Below are 16,153 nucleotides of genomic sequence, written 5' to 3'. Positions count from 1 at the left end.
GGTGGCCGGAACCGAGGGAGGTCCGCGCCTGATCCTCGGGTCGGGATCGCCCCGCCGGTCGGACCTGCTGGGCCAGCTCAGGCTCGCCCCGGACGCGGTGCGCCCGCCCGATATCGACGAGACGCCGAGGCCGGACGAACTCCCGCGAGCCTATTGCGAGCGCATCACCGCGGCCAAGCTGGCCGCTATTCAGGCCGATCCCGACGACATCGTTCTCTGCGCCGACACCACCGTCGCCGTCGGCCGCCGCATCCTGGGCAAGGCCGAGGATGCGGAGCAGGCGGCACGGTTCCTGCGCCTGATCTCGGGACGGCGGCACAAGGTCGTGACCGCCATCGGCGTGCGGCGCGGCGAGCGGAGCTGGACGCGCACCAGCGTGACCTCGGTCAAGATCAAGCGGTTGTCGGATCTGGAGATCGACGGCTACCTCGCCACCGGCGACTGGCAGGGCAAGGCCGGCGCCTATGCCATCCAGGGGCCGGCGGGCGCGTTCGTCTCCTGGATCGAGGGCAGCTATACCGGCGTTATGGGCCTGCCGGTGCATGAGACCGCCAACCTGCTGCAGGCGGCGGGACTGGAGGTTTGGCGATGAAGGGCATGCAGGTCATCCTGGGTTATCACGACGGCCGGTCCGCCGCCGCGAGGATGGTCGACGGGCGGCTTGACGACCTGCTGATCGACGCGGCCGACGATCGCCCCGTGCCCGGCACCGTGTTCCGCGCGATCTGCGACCGCCCCGTGAAGGGGCAGGGGGGCATGTTCGTGCGTCTGGGCGACGGTCTGACCGGCTGGCATCGGAACGCGAAGGGGCTGGCCCCGGGTCAGGCGCTGCTGGTGCAGGTGAGCGGACATGCCGAGGACGGCAAGGCCGTGCCGGTCACCGACCGCGTCCTGTTTAAGTCGCGCTACTGCATCGTCACGCCGGGCGCGCCCGGCCTGAATGTCGCGCGCAGCCTGACCGATGACGACGAACGCGACCGCCTGCTGGAGATCGCGAACGAGACCGTGCCGGAGCGCGATGGCACGGGGATCATCTTGCGCACCGCTTGCGAAGGGATCGAAGCGGAGGCGCTGATCGACGATCTGACCGCGACTTGGGACCTGGCGCAGCAGGTCCTGTCGGATGACGGGCGGGACGCCGAACGCCTGCTCGATGGGCCGGACGCGCATGGACTGGCCTGGCGCGACTGGGACGGGGAGGCTTCCGACGATTGGGACGCGGTCGCCCACCAGATCGAGGCACTGCGCCGGTCGGACGTGAATGTCGGCCCCGCGACCTTCCATATCGAGCTGACCCGCGCACTTGTCGCCGTCGACGTCAACACGGCCGAGGGCGGGGCCGGCGGTTTGAAGGCGAACCTGTCGCTGGCGCGGGAAATCCCGCGCCAACTGCGTCTGCGCGGCCTCGGCGGGCAGATCGTGCTGGACCTCGCGCCCATGCCCAAGAAGGATCGCAAGACCTTCGAGAGCGCCCTGCGCGGCGCGTTCAGGTCCGATCCGGTCGAGACGTCGCTGATCGGGTGGACCCCGCTTGGGCATTTCGAGTTGACCCGCCGGCGCGAACGCCGCCCGTTGGAGGAACTTTTGTGACCTGCCCGATCTGCGAAAAACCGACCGTCGCGGTCTATCGCCCGTTCTGTTCGCGACGCTGCGCGGATGTCGATCTGGGCCGCTGGCTGAACGGCGCCTATGCGGTTCCGTCCACCGATCCCGACGACGCCGAGGAGGCGCTGGACGCCTTGGAGGACGCGCCCCCGGACGGCACGCGCCCGCATTGAGGCCACGCATGTTCCCGGGTGGTCCGCCGGCGCAGTGCCATCCGCAAGGGGGCGCGTGTTTCGCCTCAAAACGGTCTGGACACCGAAACGACCCTGTCCTAGACGGTGCGCACCCTGCGGTGGGATACCCCCGCAAGCCCGGTGCCTGGGTAGCTCAGGGGTAGAGCAGTGGATTGAAAATCCTCGTGTCGGTGGTTCGATTCCGCCCCCGGGCACCACTCCAAAAAATACTGCCGATAGCACAGGGCTTATGGGCCAATGTGTCCACCGCCTGGGCGGTGAGTGGACACTATTGCCCGATCCTCACGTCCCGCATCAAGTCCATGGCGCCGGCAGCAAGACGTGCGCGCTGGGCTGTATCTCTATATCTCGCTCGCGGGCACGAAAACTTGGCGAGTAGACTACCGCCACGAGTGCAAGCGGCAGACCGCGACATCGCAGAGATTGAGGCCCCAAACTCTTGAAGATCATTCGTATCGTAGCTCATCCGGTCCAGCCCAGGCTTGGCCTGGAAGCCGGCCGAGGCATCTGCAACCTCAGGCATCCGCAGGGGGTCGACGATTTGCGAAACATCCGCCCGGGATGTGATGTTCGTCGTAAGCAGGTTGGAGGCGGAACGTCCTGGTCTTGACTGCAATCACGACGTGTCTCCGACATATTCAGCAGCGTTGCGAGCCCTTTCCCTCATGAACCTTGCGCACAAGATCCGGGCTGAGCTGCCCGTTTGTTGGGCAACCCTTCGGGTTTGGGGGCCGAACGACGTCCGGGCGGCTTCACTCGACGCCTGGCCCTTCTGCGCAGGCGGGCCGGCAGGCAAGTTGATCCTTGGACATGCGCAATGGAGCCGGACCCCTGAACGCACTCGACCTTCCTACACCACCTCGATCGCGGGGACGCCTTCGGATCGCGACGACTTCGAACGGAGGGGCGAGCCGATTGGCCGAACTCGGTCAATCGGGCTGCCTCAAGGCGCTGATGCCGCGCAACCGGGTCGAAGCGGTGATCGTGAACACGTCGGGCGGCATCACGTCGGGCGATCGGTTGGAGATTTCGGCCGAGGCGGGCGCGGGGGCCGAGTTGAACGTCACCACGCAGGCCTGCGAACGGCTCTACCGCGCGCCGGGTGGACCCGCGCATCTGGACGTCGCGCTAGAGGCAAAACCGGACGCGCATCTGGCGTGGCTGCCGCAGGAAACGATCGCGTATGACGGCGCGCGCCTGCGTCGCCGGATCGAGGTCGACGTCGATCCATCGGCCACGTTGATCTTGTGCGAGTCTGTGATTCTCGGTCGCGCGGCCATGGGCGAACGCCTCCGCAGGTTGGATGTTGCCGAACAATGGCGCGTCCGTCGCGGCGGTGTGCTGATCCATGCGGAAGAACTGCGCCTCGGGCCGCCGGAGGCCCTTGCCGGCGCCGCGCTGCTGAACGGGGCCGGTGCCCTCGCGACTGTCATGGTCGTCGCGCCCGATGCCGCAGCTCGTCTGAGCGACATGCGCCGCGCGCTTGCGCCGGCCGGTTCGCTTGCAGGCGCGGCCGCATGGGACGGCAAGGTCCTTGCGCGTGTTCTGGCCCTCGATGGCCTGTCGCTGCGGCGCATCCTGATACCCCTTCTGCGCACGCTCGTCCCCGTTCCCCGCGTCTGGCTTCTTTGAAAGGTCCTCCATGCACCTGACCCCGCGAGAGAAAGATAAACTGCTGATCGCGATGGCCGCCACGGTCGCTCGGCGGCGGCTGGAGCGCGGCGTGCGGCTCAATCATCCCGAAGCGGTCGCCCTGATCACCGATTTCGTGGTCGAAGGCGCGCGGGACGGCCGGTCGGTGGCCGATCTGATGCAGGCTGGGGCACAGGTGGTCGGGGTGGATCAGGTGATGGGGGGGGTCGCCGAGATGATCCATGACGTTCAGGTCGAGGCGACGTTCCCGGACGGCACCAAGCTCGTGACGGTACACGCGCCGATCCGCGGCGCCGCAAGCCCGGCGCCCGGCGCCGTCGAAGCGTCCGAAGGCGAGATCATCCTGAACGAGGGCCGCGAGGCGACCACCCTGGAAGTGGCGAATACGGGCGACCGACCGGTGCAGGTCGGAAGCCATTACCATTTCGCCGAGGCGAACGCCGCGCTCGATTTCGATCGGGCGGCGGCGCATGGTCTGCGGCTTGATATCGCGCCGGGCACCGCGGTCCGCTTCGAGCCCGGCCAGCGACGCGAAGTCTCGCTGATCCCGTTCGGGGGCGCGCGACGGGCGGTGGGCTTCGATGGCGCCGTGATGGGGGATCTTTGAGATGGCGGTGATGAATCGTGCCGACTACGCCGCGATGTTCGGCCCCACCGTTGGCGACCGGGTGCGCCTTGCCGACACCGACCTCTGGATCACGCCGGAACGGGATCTGACTATTCACGGGGAGGAAGTGAAATTCGGCGGCGGCAAGGTGATCCGCGACGGCATGGGCCAGTCACAGGCAAGCCGCGCGGACGGTGCCGTGGATACCGTCATCACCAATGCGCTGGTGTTGGACGCGGGCGGCATCTTCAAGGCCGATGTCGGATTGAAGGACGGGCGCATCCACGCCATCGGCAAGGCCGGCAACCCGGATGTGCAGGACGGGGTCGATATCGTCATCGGACCGGGCACCGAAGCCATCGCGGGGGAAGGACGCATCCTGACATCCGGCGGCTTCGACAGCCACATCCACTTCATCTGTCCCCAGCAGGTCGAGGAGGCCCTGATGTCGGGCGTGACCACGATGCTGGGCGGCGGGACCGGGCCCGCGCATGGGACGCTGGCCACGACCTGCACGCCCGGGCCGTGGCATATAGGGCGGATGATCCAGGCGCTCGACGGCGTACCGATGAACATCGGCCTATCGGGCAAGGGCAATGCATCGCGACCCGAGGCGCTGCGCGAGATGGTGGAGGGCGGCGCCTGCGCGCTCAAGCTGCACGAGGACTGGGGCACGACGCCTGCGGCGATCGACTGTTGCCTGACCGTCGCCGACGAGATGGACGTGCAGGTGATGATCCACACCGACACGCTGAACGAATCCGGCTTCGTCGAACGTACCGTCGACGCGATCGGCGGCCGCACGATCCACGCCTTCCACACCGAAGGCGCAGGGGGCGGGCATGCGCCCGACATCATGCGCATCTGCGGTCTGCCGAACGTGCTGCCGTCCTCGACGAACCCGACCCGACCATTCACTGTCAACACGGTCGAGGAGCACCTGGACATGCTGATGGTCTGTCACCATCTGGACAAGTCGATCCCCGAGGACATCGCGTTCGCTGAAAGTCGAATTCGCCGGGAAACCATTGCCGCCGAAGATATCCTGCATGACATCGGGGCGTTTTCGATCATCGCGTCCGACAGCCAGGCCATGGGCCGCGTCGGTGAGGTGATCATCCGCACCTGGCAGACGGCGCACAAGATGAAGGTCCAGCGCGGCGGGCTCGGCGAGGGACCGGAGGACAATTTCCGCGCCCGACGCTACATCGCAAAGTACACGATCAACCCCGCAATCGCGCATGGACTGTCGTCCGAGATCGGCACCGTCGCTTCGGGAAAGCGCGCCGACCTCGTCCTGTGGTCGCCCGCCTTCTTCGGTGTGAAGCCCGACCTGGTGCTGCTGGGCGGCATGATCGCCGCCGCTCCGATGGGCGACCCCAACGCCTCGATCCCGACGCCGCAGCCGGTTCACATGCGGCCGATGTTCGGTGCGATGGGGCGCGCGGCCAGGCTGTCGGGAACGACTTTCGTATCTCAGGCGGCGCTTGATGGCGGATTGGCCGAACGGCTTGAAACGGAACGTCCGATGACGGCCGTGACGAACGTGCGCGGCGGCATATCGAAGGCGGATATGGTGCTGAACGACGCCGTCCCCGAAATGCACATCGACCCCGAAACCTACGAGGTGCGCGCCGACGGCGAACTGCTGACCTGCGCCCCGGCGGACAGCCTGCCCATGGCGCAGCGCTACTTCCTGTTCTGATGACGGCGCGGATCGAGAAGGGCGGTGAGGCCACCGATGCGATCGTCCTGCGCCACGACGAGCGACGCGTCCGGCGCAAGCGGCTGGTCTCGCAGGGTGGGATCGAGATCATGCTGAACGAGCCCCGCGCCGTCACCCTCGAGGCCGGTGACCGGCTGGTCACGGATGCCGGCACCGTCGAGGTGATCGCCGCCGACGAGGATCTGACGGAGGTCCGGGGGCATGATGCCGTCCACCTTCTGATCCTGGCCTGGCAAATCGGCAACCGGCACCTGCCGGCCCAGATTGCCGGGGATCGCATTATCGTTCTGCGCGATGGCGTCATCGGCGACATGCTCAAGGGGCTGGGTGCGACGCTGCGCAACGTCCGCGGGCCCTTCCAACCCGTAGGTGGCGCCTACGACGGCACGCATTCCCACGGTCGCGTTCACCATGATCCCCATGACTGATACGGTCGCTCTCGTCCGGTTGATGTCCTGGCTCACCCCCGCCATGCCGACGGGCGGCTTCGCATGGTCGGGGGGGCTGGAGGCCGCCGTTCGGGAAAAGTGCATCGAGAACAAAGACGCGCTTGGCGACTGGATGGAGGACGTGCTGCGCGCGGGCCCGATGCGCGTGGATGCCGCACTGCTGGCGCGCGCGATGGCTGGCGAGGAAGTCTCCGAGCTGGCGCTGGCGCTTGCCACTTCGCCCGGGCGCGCGGCGGAAACGGAAGAGCAGGGCGACGCCTTCCTTACCGCGGCCGCAGCATGGATGGATGGCAGTCCGACGCGTCCCTGCGCCTTGCCTGCCGCCGTCGGCTGGGCCGCGCGGGCCGCCGGACTGTCCGCCGAGCAGACGGTGGCGGCCTATCTGCACGCGCAGGTCGCCGCTGCCCTGCAAGCGGCACTACGGCTGATGCCGCTCGGCCAGACCGGATCGACACGCCTGATGGCGCGGCTGGAGCCGACCATCGTCGCAACCGCGCGCGACGTCATCGCCGACCCGAACCTGGGCACGGTCGCCTTCGGCGCCGAGATTGCCGCCCTGCGTCACGGCACGCTTCCCGCGAGGCTTTTCCGTTCATAGGAGAAATTCATGTCCCCACACGGCCCCCTCCGCGTCGGTATCGGCGGTCCCGTCGGCACGGGAAAGACCACACTCGTCGCAGCCGTGGTGCGTGCGATGCCCAACTGCTCCATCGGTGTGGTGACGAACGACATCTACACCCGCGAGGATGCCGACGCACTGGTTCGGATGCAGGTCCTGCCTTCGGATCGGATCGAAGGCGTCGAGACGGGTGGCTGCCCGCACACTGCGATCCGCGAGGACGCCAGCGTGAACCTGCGCGCCATCGATCGCCTGTGCGCCCGCCATCCAGACCTCGACCTGATCCTGATCGAGAGCGGCGGTGACAATCTTGCCGCGACATTCTCTCCCGATCTCGCCGATCTGACGATATACGTCCTGTCGGTCTGCGGAGGCGGCGACGTGCCGAGAAAGGGCGGCGCCGCGATCGAGAGGTCCGATCTGCTGGTCCTGAACAAGGCCGATCTGGCCCCGCACGTCCATGTCGATCTTGCCGATATGGAGCGTGATGCGAAGACCGCCAGGGCCGGACGTGCGACGATCGTCACCTCTCTCGGTAGGGCGGCCGCCGGTGCGGGGGCGAAGGACGATGCCGCGGAAATCGCCCGGTTCATTTTCGAGGAAGGCGGGTTGGCCGTAACCGACGGTCGCAAAAACCAGAAACCCTTCGACGAAGCAGCGGCCCCAAGCCACCGCTAGCCCCCGGGTTTTCGCATGCTCCCCGGAAGCGATCGGCGGAGCCGTGGCTCCGTCTGGTCGGAAACCGGGCCCTCAGAGGCGCGGTGACCCCGCGCTTCACGAACGGTCGCACCATTTCCGATATCGCGGTGCGATCGAGCAACTTTTCGGCTGACGATTTCCCAAGTTTGGCGTTTTCGTCCCCGCCGCGCGCCTTCAGCGGATACGGGCTTCCGTCTCGGGGTCGTGGAACATTTCGGCCGGCGTACCTTGCTGCTCGGTCCGGCCATGGTTCATGACGACGATCCGGTCCGGGAGCGTCATCGCCTCGATCTGGTCAGGCGTGACATCTATGATCGTGTCGCCGCGCCGCTGATGCAGGCGCTTGACCTCGGCAAGCTTCGCGTAGTCGGGCATCGCGGCGCCGTACCCCTGCGCGCCGACTGGGATGCAATCGCAAGGAACGCGCCATGCGGATCGGCCCGCTCCGATCCCCCTTGCCTCACCTATCCCCCGTTACGGCCCGGGCATGGAACGGTTCCGGCGAGCATGACCGACGGCAGGCGGATCGAGCGCCGCAAGTGCGCACGGCACCTGATCGAACCGGGCGACCGCATCCGATGGCTGGAATCGTCGAGTTGTCGGACGACGACCGCGCGCCGATCGCCGACGGGTTTTTGTGGATGGCCGGTCTTTCGATAGGTCCCGACCACCATACTGCCCGAGACGTGCGCCGGGAGCATTTCGGCCATCTCATACGGGGCATCCGTTTCATCGGCAGGCCAGGCGCAGGGACTGGACCGGGCGCCGCGCGGAAATGTGCGACCTCGACCATACCTCATGCCTCCTCGCCGAAAGGAACCCGAAAGTCCCGCTAACGATTTCGGTTATGATTTATCCCTGTTCGTTACTTTTGCGAACGGTATATTGGGCCGCAAGTCCGCCGATACCGGGGTATGTTTGGTGCCAGCAGAGCTTTCCGAGGGATCCGAGAGGCTGAACGTTCGCATCTGGCGCGGGAACGCGTCGGGCGGGGCGTTCCAGGCCTACGACGTGCCCGTCCGGCGGAGCCAGACCGTCCTCGACCTCGTCGCGTGGGTTCAACAGAATGCCGATCCGTCGCTGAGCTATCGCTATGCCTGCCGTGTCGGCATGTGCGGCAGCTGTGCGATGATGGTGAACGGCGTCCCGCGTTGGACCTGTCGCACCCATGTCTCGAAGGTGTCCGACGGGGGAACGATCTCCATCGGTCCGTTGCGGAACCTTCCGGTGATCAAGGATCTGGCCACCGACATGGACCCGTTCTTCGACAAATGGGTCGCGGCCGAGGCCGTCCACCACCCCAGCCGCAGCCGCCATGAGGGCATCGTGCCCATCGACCCGGCCTCCCCCGCCCGGGTCGAGGCGAATACGGGGATCGAATGCATCAACTGCTCCATCTGCTACGCCGCCTGCGATACGGTCGCAGGCAACCCCGACTTCCTGGGGCCGGCGGCGCTGAACCGAGCCTGGACATTGTTCAACGACGCGCGGGACGGGGACGAACAGGCGATCCTCGACGCGGTCTCGGGGGCGGGCGGTTGCCACAACTGTCACAGCCAGGGCAGTTGCGCCGTGCATTGTCCGAATGCGCTGAACCCGATGAAGGCGATCGCGGGGCTGAAACGCGAGACGACGCGGGCGTATCTGCGGGGGCGGCGGCGTGCTTGACCTGCGGCTCTACATGGCACAACGGATCACGGCGGCGCTGATGGCCCCCTTCGTGACCGTCCATCTGGGCGTCATGATCTACGCAATCCAGGGCGGTCTCAGCGCGGCCGAGATATTGGGCCGCACGCAGGGCTCGGTCCCGTGGTTCCTGTTCTACGGCGGGTTCGTGATGGCCGCCGCGATCCACGCGGCCATCGGATTGCGCGTCATCGCGTACGAGGTGCTGGGCCTGCGCTTGGGGGCAGTGCGCGTGCTGATGTGGTTTTCGGGATTGCTTCTTGCGGGCATGGGGATGTGGTCGGTAGTCGCCGTGACGTGGGGGCCGGCGTGAGGGGCGGATATCGCGGCCACCCGCTCTGGTGGGCCTATGCGCTTCACCGGGTGTCGGGGCTGGCGCTGGCGCTGTTCCTGCCCGTGCATTTCTGGGTGCTCGCACAGGCGCTTTCGGCACCGGCGCGACTGGATGGTCTGCTTGCGCTTACCGAACAGCCGCTGGTCAAGCTGGCTGAGTTCGGGCTGGTATTCGGGCTTGCCGTCCACATGCTGGGCGGGCTGCGCCTGCTCGCGCTCGAGTGGCTGCCCTGGACGCCACGACAAAAGACGCTCGCCGCGCTCGCCGCGGCCGTCTCGTTCCTGGTGTCGGGTCTGTTTCTTCTGAGGGCCGTCTAGCATGCGGATCGAGCGGCACGACACCGACATCCTGATCCTCGGCTCCGGCGGGGCGGGCATGTTCGCGGCGCTGCATGCCCAGCAGACCGCGCCGGCCGGCACGCGCATCACGATGGCGGTGAAGGGCCTGATCGGGAAATGCGGCTGCACCCGCATGGTCCAGGGTGGGTACAACGTGGCGCTGGGTCACGGTGACTCCGTCGAGCGGCATTTCATGGACACGATCGAAGGCGGCAAATGGCTGCCGGATCAGGACATGGCCTGGAAGCTGTGCGAGCAGGCAGTCGTCCGCATCCGCGAGCTGGAGAACGAAATCGGCTGCTTCTTCGACCGCAACGCCGATGGCAGCCTGCACCAGAAGGCCTTCGCCGGCCAGACCGCGGACCGGACGGTGCACAAGGGCGACCTGACCGGGATCGAGATCATCAACCGGCTGATGGAGCAGGTCCTGTCCCGCCCCATCGAAAAGTTGCAGGAGCATCGCGCCATCGGCCTGATCCCGACCGCCGACCGCGCGGCGCTGGCTGGCGTCCTGTTCGTCGATATGCGCAGCGGAGGGTTTCGCCTCGTGCGGGCGCGGGCGGTGATGATGGGCACCGGCGGCGGCCCGACGATGTACAAGTACCACACGCCCTCGGGCGACAAGACGATGGACGGGCTGGCCATGGCACTGCGCGCGGGTTTGCCCTTGCGAGACATGGAGATGGTCCAGTTCCACCCGACCGGCCTGTTGGCGGGCGATCACACCAAGATGACCGGGACCGTGCTGGAGGAGGGGCTGCGCGGCGCGGGCGGGCAGCTTCTGAACGGGGCCGATCACCGGTTCATGTTCGACACCGACCCGCGGGGCGAACGGGCCACGCGCGACGTGGTCAGCCGCGGCATCTATGCCGAGATGCGCCGGAACAACACGTCCGAGAACGGGGGTGTCTTCATCTCGATGGCGCATCTGGGGCCGGAGAACGTGCGCCGCAAATTCGCGGGTATGGTCCAGCGCTGCGCTGACAGCGGCTTCGACCTGGCTGCGGGGCGGGTCGAGGTTGTCCCGACGGCGCACTACTTCATGGGCGGTGTGGTGGTCGACCCCGACACGCGCACCGCGCTCGAGGGCCTGTATGTCGCGGGCGAGGATGCGGGCGGCGCGCATGGGTCGAACCGGCTGGGGGGCAACGGGGTGGCCAATTCCACCGTCTATGGCGGCGTGGCCGGGGACGTGATGGGCGCCGACGTGGCGCGCCTGTCCCTGCGCGACCCCGACCCGGAGGTGCTGGAGGCCGAGGTCGCGCGCGCACTACACCCCTTCGCGCAGCCGCCGGGCCATGTGCAGAGCCTGCGCCATACCCTTCAGGAGGCGATGTGGGAGGATGTGGGCGTGATGCGGACCGAAACGGGGATGCAGCGCGGCCTGACCCGCATCGCGGCCATCCGCGACGAATTGATGCAAACCGGCGTCGACGGCACCGATCGCGCGTTCAACCTGACATGGCATGACTGGCTAAACCTTGCCAGCCTGTGCGACGTTTCGGAGGTGATCGCCCATGCGGGGCTCGCGCGCGAGAACTCGCGCGGGGCCCATTTCCGCGAGGATCACCCCGAGGGCGGCGACTTGGGCGCCTCCTACTATACGGTGGCGCGCGGGGCGGAGGACGGGCTCGACGTCACGCGGGCGCCGGTCCGGTTCACCATCGTCCGACCGGGCGAGACGATCCTGCCGGACGATGCGCCGCCCAGCCTGGTCCCGGCAGCCGAATGAGGAGGACGCGATGATCGCCATCGACCTGATCCAGAAGACGGCCGAGTCCCTGATGGACAAGGCCGCCATCGAGATCCCCGACGACTATCTCGAAGGTCTGCAGGCTGCGGCACGGGATGAGGAGGGGGACCTTTCGTCCTTCGTCCTGAAGGCGATGCTGGAGAACTACACCGCCGCCAAGGAGGACCGTCGCGCGATGTGCGGCGACACGGGTTGTCCGCGCTGGTACATCAAGATGGCGAATGACGCGCGGGTCGAGGGCGGACCCGTCGCGTTGGAGGCGGCACTGCGCCGTGCCACGGCCAATGCCACGAACGGTGTGCCCCTGCGGCCCAATCGCGTGCACCCCCTTTGGCGGACGGATCACGACAACAACGTGGGCATCAACGCCCCCGAGATAGAATACGCGTTCGAGCCGGCCCCCGACGGTGAGGAGTGGATCGACCTGATCACCGTCCATAAGGGCGGCCTGTTCGGCACCGACTACCGGATGCTGTTCCCGTCCGACGGCATCCAGGGGATCAAGCGCTTCTACCTCGACAGCCTGGTGGCCTTCGGCAAACGGGGGCTGGCGTGCCAGCCGGCGATCATCGGGATCGGGCTGGGCGGGTCCAAGGACATCTCGATGGTGTTGGGCAAGCAAGCGGCCTGCCTGCGCGTCGTGGGCGACCGGAACACCGATCCGCGCATCGCCGAGTTGGAGCTGGAGCTGAAGGAGTTGGGCAATTCCATCGGCATGGGGGCCATGGGTTTCGTCGGAAAATCCATGGTGATCGATGCCCATATCGAGGTCGGATATTGCCACACCGGCGGTCTGCCGATGTCGGTTCACGCGTTCTGCCTGTCGTCGCGGCGCGCGGTGGCGCGCATCCATGCCGACGGGCGGGTCGAGCCGCGCACCGACCCCGACTGGTTCACCGACTATCGTCGACGCGAGACGGTGGACTGGGCCCCTCCCGCGATGGCAGCCGAATGACCGCCGCCGCAACCCGCCCGGTGCCGTCATGAGCGTCCGCGAGATCCGCCTGTCGACAACGCCCACGCCCGAGGCCGTGGCCGACCTGCGCCTGGGCGATATCGTCTACCTCGACGGGCTGATGTACACGGCGCGTGAGGGCGTCTACATGCGCGCGCTGGAGGAGAAGGCGAACATCCCGATGGAGTTGCCGAGCCAGAGCGCGGCGAACTTTCACTGCTCCCCCGCCGCGCGCATCAACCCCGATGGCAGTTTCGAGATGGGCGCGGTCACCGCCACCGCGTCCTTCCGGTTTGCCAAGTGGTTGCCGGAATGGCTGGAGAAATCGGGCGCGAAGCTGGTGATCGGCAAGGGCGGGATGAGCAGCAAGGACTATCGCGAGTATTTCGTGCCCAACGGTGCTGTCTACCTGTCGACCGTCGGCTATGGCACCGGCGCGCTGCTGGGCCGCGGGGTCGAGAATGTCGAAGCGGTGCACTGGAACGAGGAACTGGGTCTTGCCCAGGCGATGTGGGTGATCCGGTGCAACCGGATGGGTCCTTTCATCGTGGCCTCCGACCTGAGCGGGAACTGCCTCTTCGAGCGCGAGAACGAGCGCATCAGCGCCAACCTCGCGCAGGTCTATGAAGGCACGCGCCCCGCCACGCTCAAGCGGTTCGGCGAGACCGACGATCGCAGCGACGAGGTCATCGGCTGACGTCCAGGCGGAGCGTCCGAAATCGCGCGATCTCCTCCGGCAAGTCGCGCACCCCCAGCCCCGGCGCATCCGACAGGACCAGACGGCCGCGGCCGTCCACCCGCGTTCCGTCGAACGCGTCCCGCAGGGGGTTGGGGTTCACATCCACCTCCAGCAGGCCGTCGCCACCCATAGCCGCCAGCAGGTGCGCCGATGCCAGAAGGCCGATGCCCGCGCCCAGGAAATGCGGACAATAGCGCAGTCCTGCGTCCATGGCCCGCCGGCCGACCCGTGCGCACCCGGCGACGCCGCCCCATTTCGCGACGTCCGGTTGCAGCACCGCCAGGTCGCCCGACGCGATGGCCGTGGCGAACCCGTTGCTGCCGCTGATGTTCTCGCCGGCCGCCAGAGGGATCTTCGTCGATTTGCGAAGCGCGGTCCAATCCTCGGTCGCGGCATCGGCTGGCAGGGGTTCCTCTAGCCAGCCAAGCCCGAGGTCGGCCGTGGCGTCGCAGAAGCTGCACGCCTGCGCGACCGTCCAGGCCTGATTGGCATCGGCCATTAGCGGCATGCCGTCGCCGATTTCGGCCAGGACGGAACGCAAGGCCCTGACGTCGTCCTCGATGTCGAAGCCCACCTTGATCTTGAAGGCCCGAAATCCTTCCGTCTGGGCGCGAGCGACGGCCTCCGGCGCCGCGCAGGCGGCAATGCCGCTGGCATAAACCGGCACATCACCTGGGGCGTCCGCGTTCAGATAGTGGGCGAGGGGGAGGCCGGCGCGGCGCGCGAACAGATCGTGCAGCGCGGTGTCCAGCCCCGCGACGACCTGGGCGAAGGGGCCGGGCTCGCCGCATTGAATGGCCCGTATGCGCGTGGCGGCGGTCAGGTATCGGCCCAGTTCTGCTGGGCCGACGACCGAACGGCCCAGCACCAGGTCGGCCATGTCCTCGACCAGCAGTCGGGCGCGATGTTCGGCCCCGGCGGCGGGCCAGTTGGCGAAGATCTCGCCCCAACCGAAGGCGCCCTCCGCATCCTGCAGGCGCACCAGCACGGCCGGGCGGCTGGTCATCACGCCGAAGGACGTGACCACCGGCGTGTCGATGGGGACGCGGAAGCAGGCGACCTCGATCCGGTCGATGGTGACGCTCATGTCAGTTCACGCAGCAGCAGGACGGCGCCCGAGACGAACATCATCGCGATGATCAGGCGGCGAAACTGGTCGTCGCCCAGCCGCTTGAAGATCGCGATACCGACCTGCGCGGAGATCATCGTGACGGGCAGGGCCAGTGCGATCAGGCCCAACGTCGACCTGTCATAGGCCCCACCCAGGGCCAGCAGCATCATCGTCACCCCGAGGACCGCGACATTGAACGGTTGCAGCACCGCGCGTACCTCGGATTTGGGCCATGGCCGCATCGCGCACCACATCGTCGGAAGCGCGCCCGAGAGGGACGCGGCCCCGCCCAACACGCCACCCAGAAAGCCCACCGTCCCGTCGACGACCGGCGTCGGCCGTTCCAGCCGCGGCAGCGCCGACCGCGCCGAGAAGAACCCGCCATAGAGCAGCATGAAAACCGCGATCGTGATCTTGAGCGTCGGCGCCGACACGACCGACAGCGCGGCAAGACCGACCGGAATCCCCGGCAGCGCCGGCAGCAGGAACCGCGCAAGACGCCGCCGCTGGGTCGATATCGCGTGCCGGACCAGCCAGACCCCTTGCAGGCCGCTGGCGACGGACATCACCACCACGATCGACACCGCCTGAACGGGCGGCATGACCTGCAGCCAGAACCCCAGTGCGAAAAGCGCGGTGCCGAACCCTGCCAGGCCGTTGATCAAGCCGCCCGAGGCGGCGCCCAACAGCAGCATCCACAGAAGGTCAGGCGGCATTAGTCTGGCCGCAGGTCTCGGGTGAGAGTACCCCGATTTCGACCGCGCGGTGCAGGCGCAGGATCAGCTCGTCCAGCGCGCGGGTCTTGGTGCTGTCATGCCTGTGGATCAACCCCAACTGCCGGACCGGCGCCCCGGCTCCGAGTGACAGCCGCTTGAGCGGAAGCGGATGCATCGTCTGGACGCAGCGGCGCGGGGCGATGGCCACGCCCATGTTCGACAGCACCATCGAAGAGATCGCATCCAGCCCTTCCAGTTCCATCGCGTCGGCGACGGTGATACGGCGTTCCTGCAGCCACGCCTCGATCATGGAGCCTACGACCGCATCGCGGCTGAAGCGGATGAACGGGCTTGTCCGCAACAGCTGGATCGGGTCGTCGCTCTCGGTGTCGCGGGCGGCCAGCAGCACGAGTTCCTCCTCGGCCACCGGATGCCAGACCTGCCCCTGCGGGATATGCGACGGCCGCGACACCAGCGCGGCGTCGACCAGCCCACGCGCAACCCGCAGGATCAGCGCGTTCGTCAGCCCGGCATGCAGACGCACGTGCAGATTGGGATAGGCGGTCCGCAGCGGTGCCAGCGTCAGCGGTATCAACCCGGTCAGCGTCGTGGGGACGACACCCAGCATCAACTCGCCCGAGAGCCCGCCGTCACCCAGCACGGATGGCACCAGATCGTCGTAATCGGCCACGATCTGGCGTGCCCGCGCGACCATCGCGCGCCCGATCGGCGTCAGCACGGGGGTCCGACGCGACCGGTCGAAGATGCGGACGCCCCATTCGGCCTCCAGCGTCTTCATCTGCTGGCTGACGGCGGCGTGGGTGACGAACACGGCATCGGCGGCCGCGCTGAACGTCCCGTGATCGTCGATCGCGATCAACGTCTTGAGCATCCGAATGGACATGACGATCGCCTCCCCCGAGACCCCGATGCGGGGCCATGCGCGAAAGCTGCCCTATCGAAAGCTGT

General features: G+C 67.4%; 19 protein-coding genes and 1 tRNA gene. 16 read left to right on the top strand and 4 right to left on the bottom strand.

Annotation, left to right across the window (positions count from 1 at the left end; genetic code table 11):
• Position 1 precedes the first annotated feature (1 nt).
• The 10 genes from MWU52_RS07315 (at position 2) to ureG (ending at position 7,531) form a co-directional block, all read left to right on the top strand.
• Positions 2–592 carry a nucleoside triphosphate pyrophosphatase gene (locus MWU52_RS07315; RefSeq protein WP_246950750.1) on the top strand — a complete coding sequence of 197 codons (591 nt, stop codon included), beginning with the start codon at positions 2–4 and terminating at the stop codon, positions 590–592.
• The gene (locus tag MWU52_RS07310) at positions 589–1,590 is read left to right on the top strand and encodes a ribonuclease E/G (RefSeq protein ID WP_246950749.1); all 1,002 of its coding nucleotides are present in this window, start codon (positions 589–591) and stop codon (positions 1,588–1,590) included. The genes MWU52_RS07315 and MWU52_RS07310 overlap by 4 nt, the downstream gene beginning before the upstream one ends.
• Positions 1,587–1,778, top strand: coding sequence for a DNA gyrase inhibitor YacG (gene yacG / locus MWU52_RS07305; protein ID WP_246950748.1), 192 nt, complete (start codon positions 1,587–1,589; stop codon positions 1,776–1,778). Before MWU52_RS07310 ends, yacG begins: the two co-directional genes overlap by 4 nt.
• Positions 1,779–1,921: 143 nt before the next feature.
• Positions 1,922–1,996, top strand: a tRNA-Phe gene (locus MWU52_RS07300).
• Positions 1,997–2,714: 718 nt separating this feature from the next.
• Positions 2,715–3,431, top strand: coding sequence for an urease accessory protein UreD (locus MWU52_RS07295; protein WP_246950747.1), 717 nt, complete (start codon positions 2,715–2,717; stop codon positions 3,429–3,431).
• 10 nt (positions 3,432–3,441) lie between these two features.
• A complete protein-coding gene (locus MWU52_RS07290; protein ID WP_246950746.1) occupies positions 3,442–4,059 on the top strand; it encodes an urease subunit gamma in 618 nt (205 codons plus the stop codon).
• 1 nt (position 4,060) lies between these two features.
• The gene (ureC, locus tag MWU52_RS07285) at positions 4,061–5,764 is read left to right on the top strand and encodes an urease subunit alpha (RefSeq protein WP_246950743.1); all 1,704 of its coding nucleotides are present in this window, start codon (positions 4,061–4,063) and stop codon (positions 5,762–5,764) included.
• The gene (locus MWU52_RS07280) at positions 5,764–6,213 is read left to right on the top strand and encodes an urease accessory protein UreE (protein ID WP_246950742.1); all 450 of its coding nucleotides are present in this window, start codon (positions 5,764–5,766) and stop codon (positions 6,211–6,213) included. The genes ureC and MWU52_RS07280 overlap by 1 nt, the downstream gene beginning before the upstream one ends.
• Entirely contained in the window at positions 6,206–6,832 is a 627-nt protein-coding gene (locus MWU52_RS07275; RefSeq protein ID WP_246950741.1) for an urease accessory UreF family protein, read from the top strand. Before MWU52_RS07280 ends, MWU52_RS07275 begins: the two co-directional genes overlap by 8 nt.
• Before the next feature lie 9 nt (positions 6,833–6,841).
• On the top strand, positions 6,842–7,531 hold the full coding sequence (gene ureG / locus MWU52_RS07270) for an urease accessory protein UreG (RefSeq protein ID WP_246950740.1): 690 nt from the start codon (positions 6,842–6,844) through the stop codon (positions 7,529–7,531).
• A gap of 195 nt (positions 7,532–7,726) precedes the next feature.
• Here the strand turns inward: ureG and MWU52_RS07265 are convergent, their stop codons facing one another.
• Positions 7,727–7,927, bottom strand: coding sequence for a hypothetical protein (locus MWU52_RS07265; RefSeq protein ID WP_348645496.1), 201 nt, complete (start codon positions 7,925–7,927; stop codon positions 7,727–7,729).
• A gap of 546 nt (positions 7,928–8,473) precedes the next feature.
• On the opposite strand from MWU52_RS07265, the gene MWU52_RS07260 reads away from it, so the two are divergent.
• From MWU52_RS07260 to MWU52_RS07235, 6 genes are read left to right on the top strand one after another with little or no spacing between them, the layout of a single operon-like run.
• A complete protein-coding gene (locus MWU52_RS07260) occupies positions 8,474–9,220 on the top strand; it encodes a 2Fe-2S iron-sulfur cluster-binding protein (RefSeq protein WP_246950739.1) in 747 nt (248 codons plus the stop codon).
• Positions 9,213–9,551, top strand: a complete 339-nt coding sequence (locus MWU52_RS07255) for a succinate dehydrogenase (protein ID WP_246950738.1) — start codon at positions 9,213–9,215, stop codon at positions 9,549–9,551. Before MWU52_RS07260 ends, MWU52_RS07255 begins: the two co-directional genes overlap by 8 nt.
• Positions 9,548–9,889: a succinate dehydrogenase, cytochrome b556 subunit gene (gene sdhC, locus MWU52_RS07250; protein WP_246950737.1), complete on the top strand. Its 342-nt coding sequence runs from the start codon at positions 9,548–9,550 to the stop codon at positions 9,887–9,889. Before MWU52_RS07255 ends, sdhC begins: the two co-directional genes overlap by 4 nt.
• Before the next feature lies 1 nt (position 9,890).
• Positions 9,891–11,642, top strand: coding sequence for an FAD-binding protein (locus tag MWU52_RS07245; RefSeq protein WP_246950735.1), 1,752 nt, complete (start codon positions 9,891–9,893; stop codon positions 11,640–11,642).
• 10 nt (positions 11,643–11,652) lie between these two features.
• The gene (locus MWU52_RS07240; protein ID WP_246950731.1) at positions 11,653–12,618 is read left to right on the top strand and encodes a fumarate hydratase; all 966 of its coding nucleotides are present in this window, start codon (positions 11,653–11,655) and stop codon (positions 12,616–12,618) included.
• Between the two features lie 28 nt (positions 12,619–12,646).
• Positions 12,647–13,315, top strand: a complete 669-nt coding sequence (locus MWU52_RS07235; protein ID WP_246950728.1) for a fumarate hydratase C-terminal domain-containing protein — start codon at positions 12,647–12,649, stop codon at positions 13,313–13,315.
• On the opposite strand, the gene MWU52_RS07230 is transcribed toward MWU52_RS07235, so the two are convergent.
• Genes MWU52_RS07230 through MWU52_RS07220 form a run of 3 tightly spaced genes read right to left on the bottom strand, consistent with a single transcriptional unit; the run spans position 13,305 to position 16,088 of the window.
• Positions 13,305–14,444 (bottom strand): mandelate racemase/muconate lactonizing enzyme family protein, encoded by a 1,140-nt coding sequence (locus MWU52_RS07230; RefSeq protein ID WP_246950726.1) that lies wholly within the window; start codon positions 14,442–14,444, stop codon positions 13,305–13,307. The genes MWU52_RS07235 and MWU52_RS07230 overlap by 11 nt on opposite strands.
• Positions 14,441–15,184 carry a sulfite exporter TauE/SafE family protein gene (locus tag MWU52_RS07225; protein ID WP_246950723.1) on the bottom strand — a complete coding sequence of 248 codons (744 nt, stop codon included), beginning with the start codon at positions 15,182–15,184 and terminating at the stop codon, positions 14,441–14,443. The genes MWU52_RS07230 and MWU52_RS07225 overlap by 4 nt, the downstream gene beginning before the upstream one ends.
• Positions 15,174–16,088 carry a LysR family transcriptional regulator gene (locus MWU52_RS07220; protein ID WP_246950718.1) on the bottom strand — a complete coding sequence of 305 codons (915 nt, stop codon included), beginning with the start codon at positions 16,086–16,088 and terminating at the stop codon, positions 15,174–15,176. Before MWU52_RS07220 ends, MWU52_RS07225 begins: the two co-directional genes overlap by 11 nt.
• Between the last annotated feature and the right edge of the window lie 65 nt (positions 16,089–16,153).

Source organism: Jannaschia sp. S6380 (assembly GCF_023015695.1).
Taxonomy (GTDB): Bacteria; Pseudomonadota; Alphaproteobacteria; order Rhodobacterales; family Rhodobacteraceae; genus Jannaschia.
This window is presented reverse-complemented; position numbering and strand designations above follow the sequence as displayed.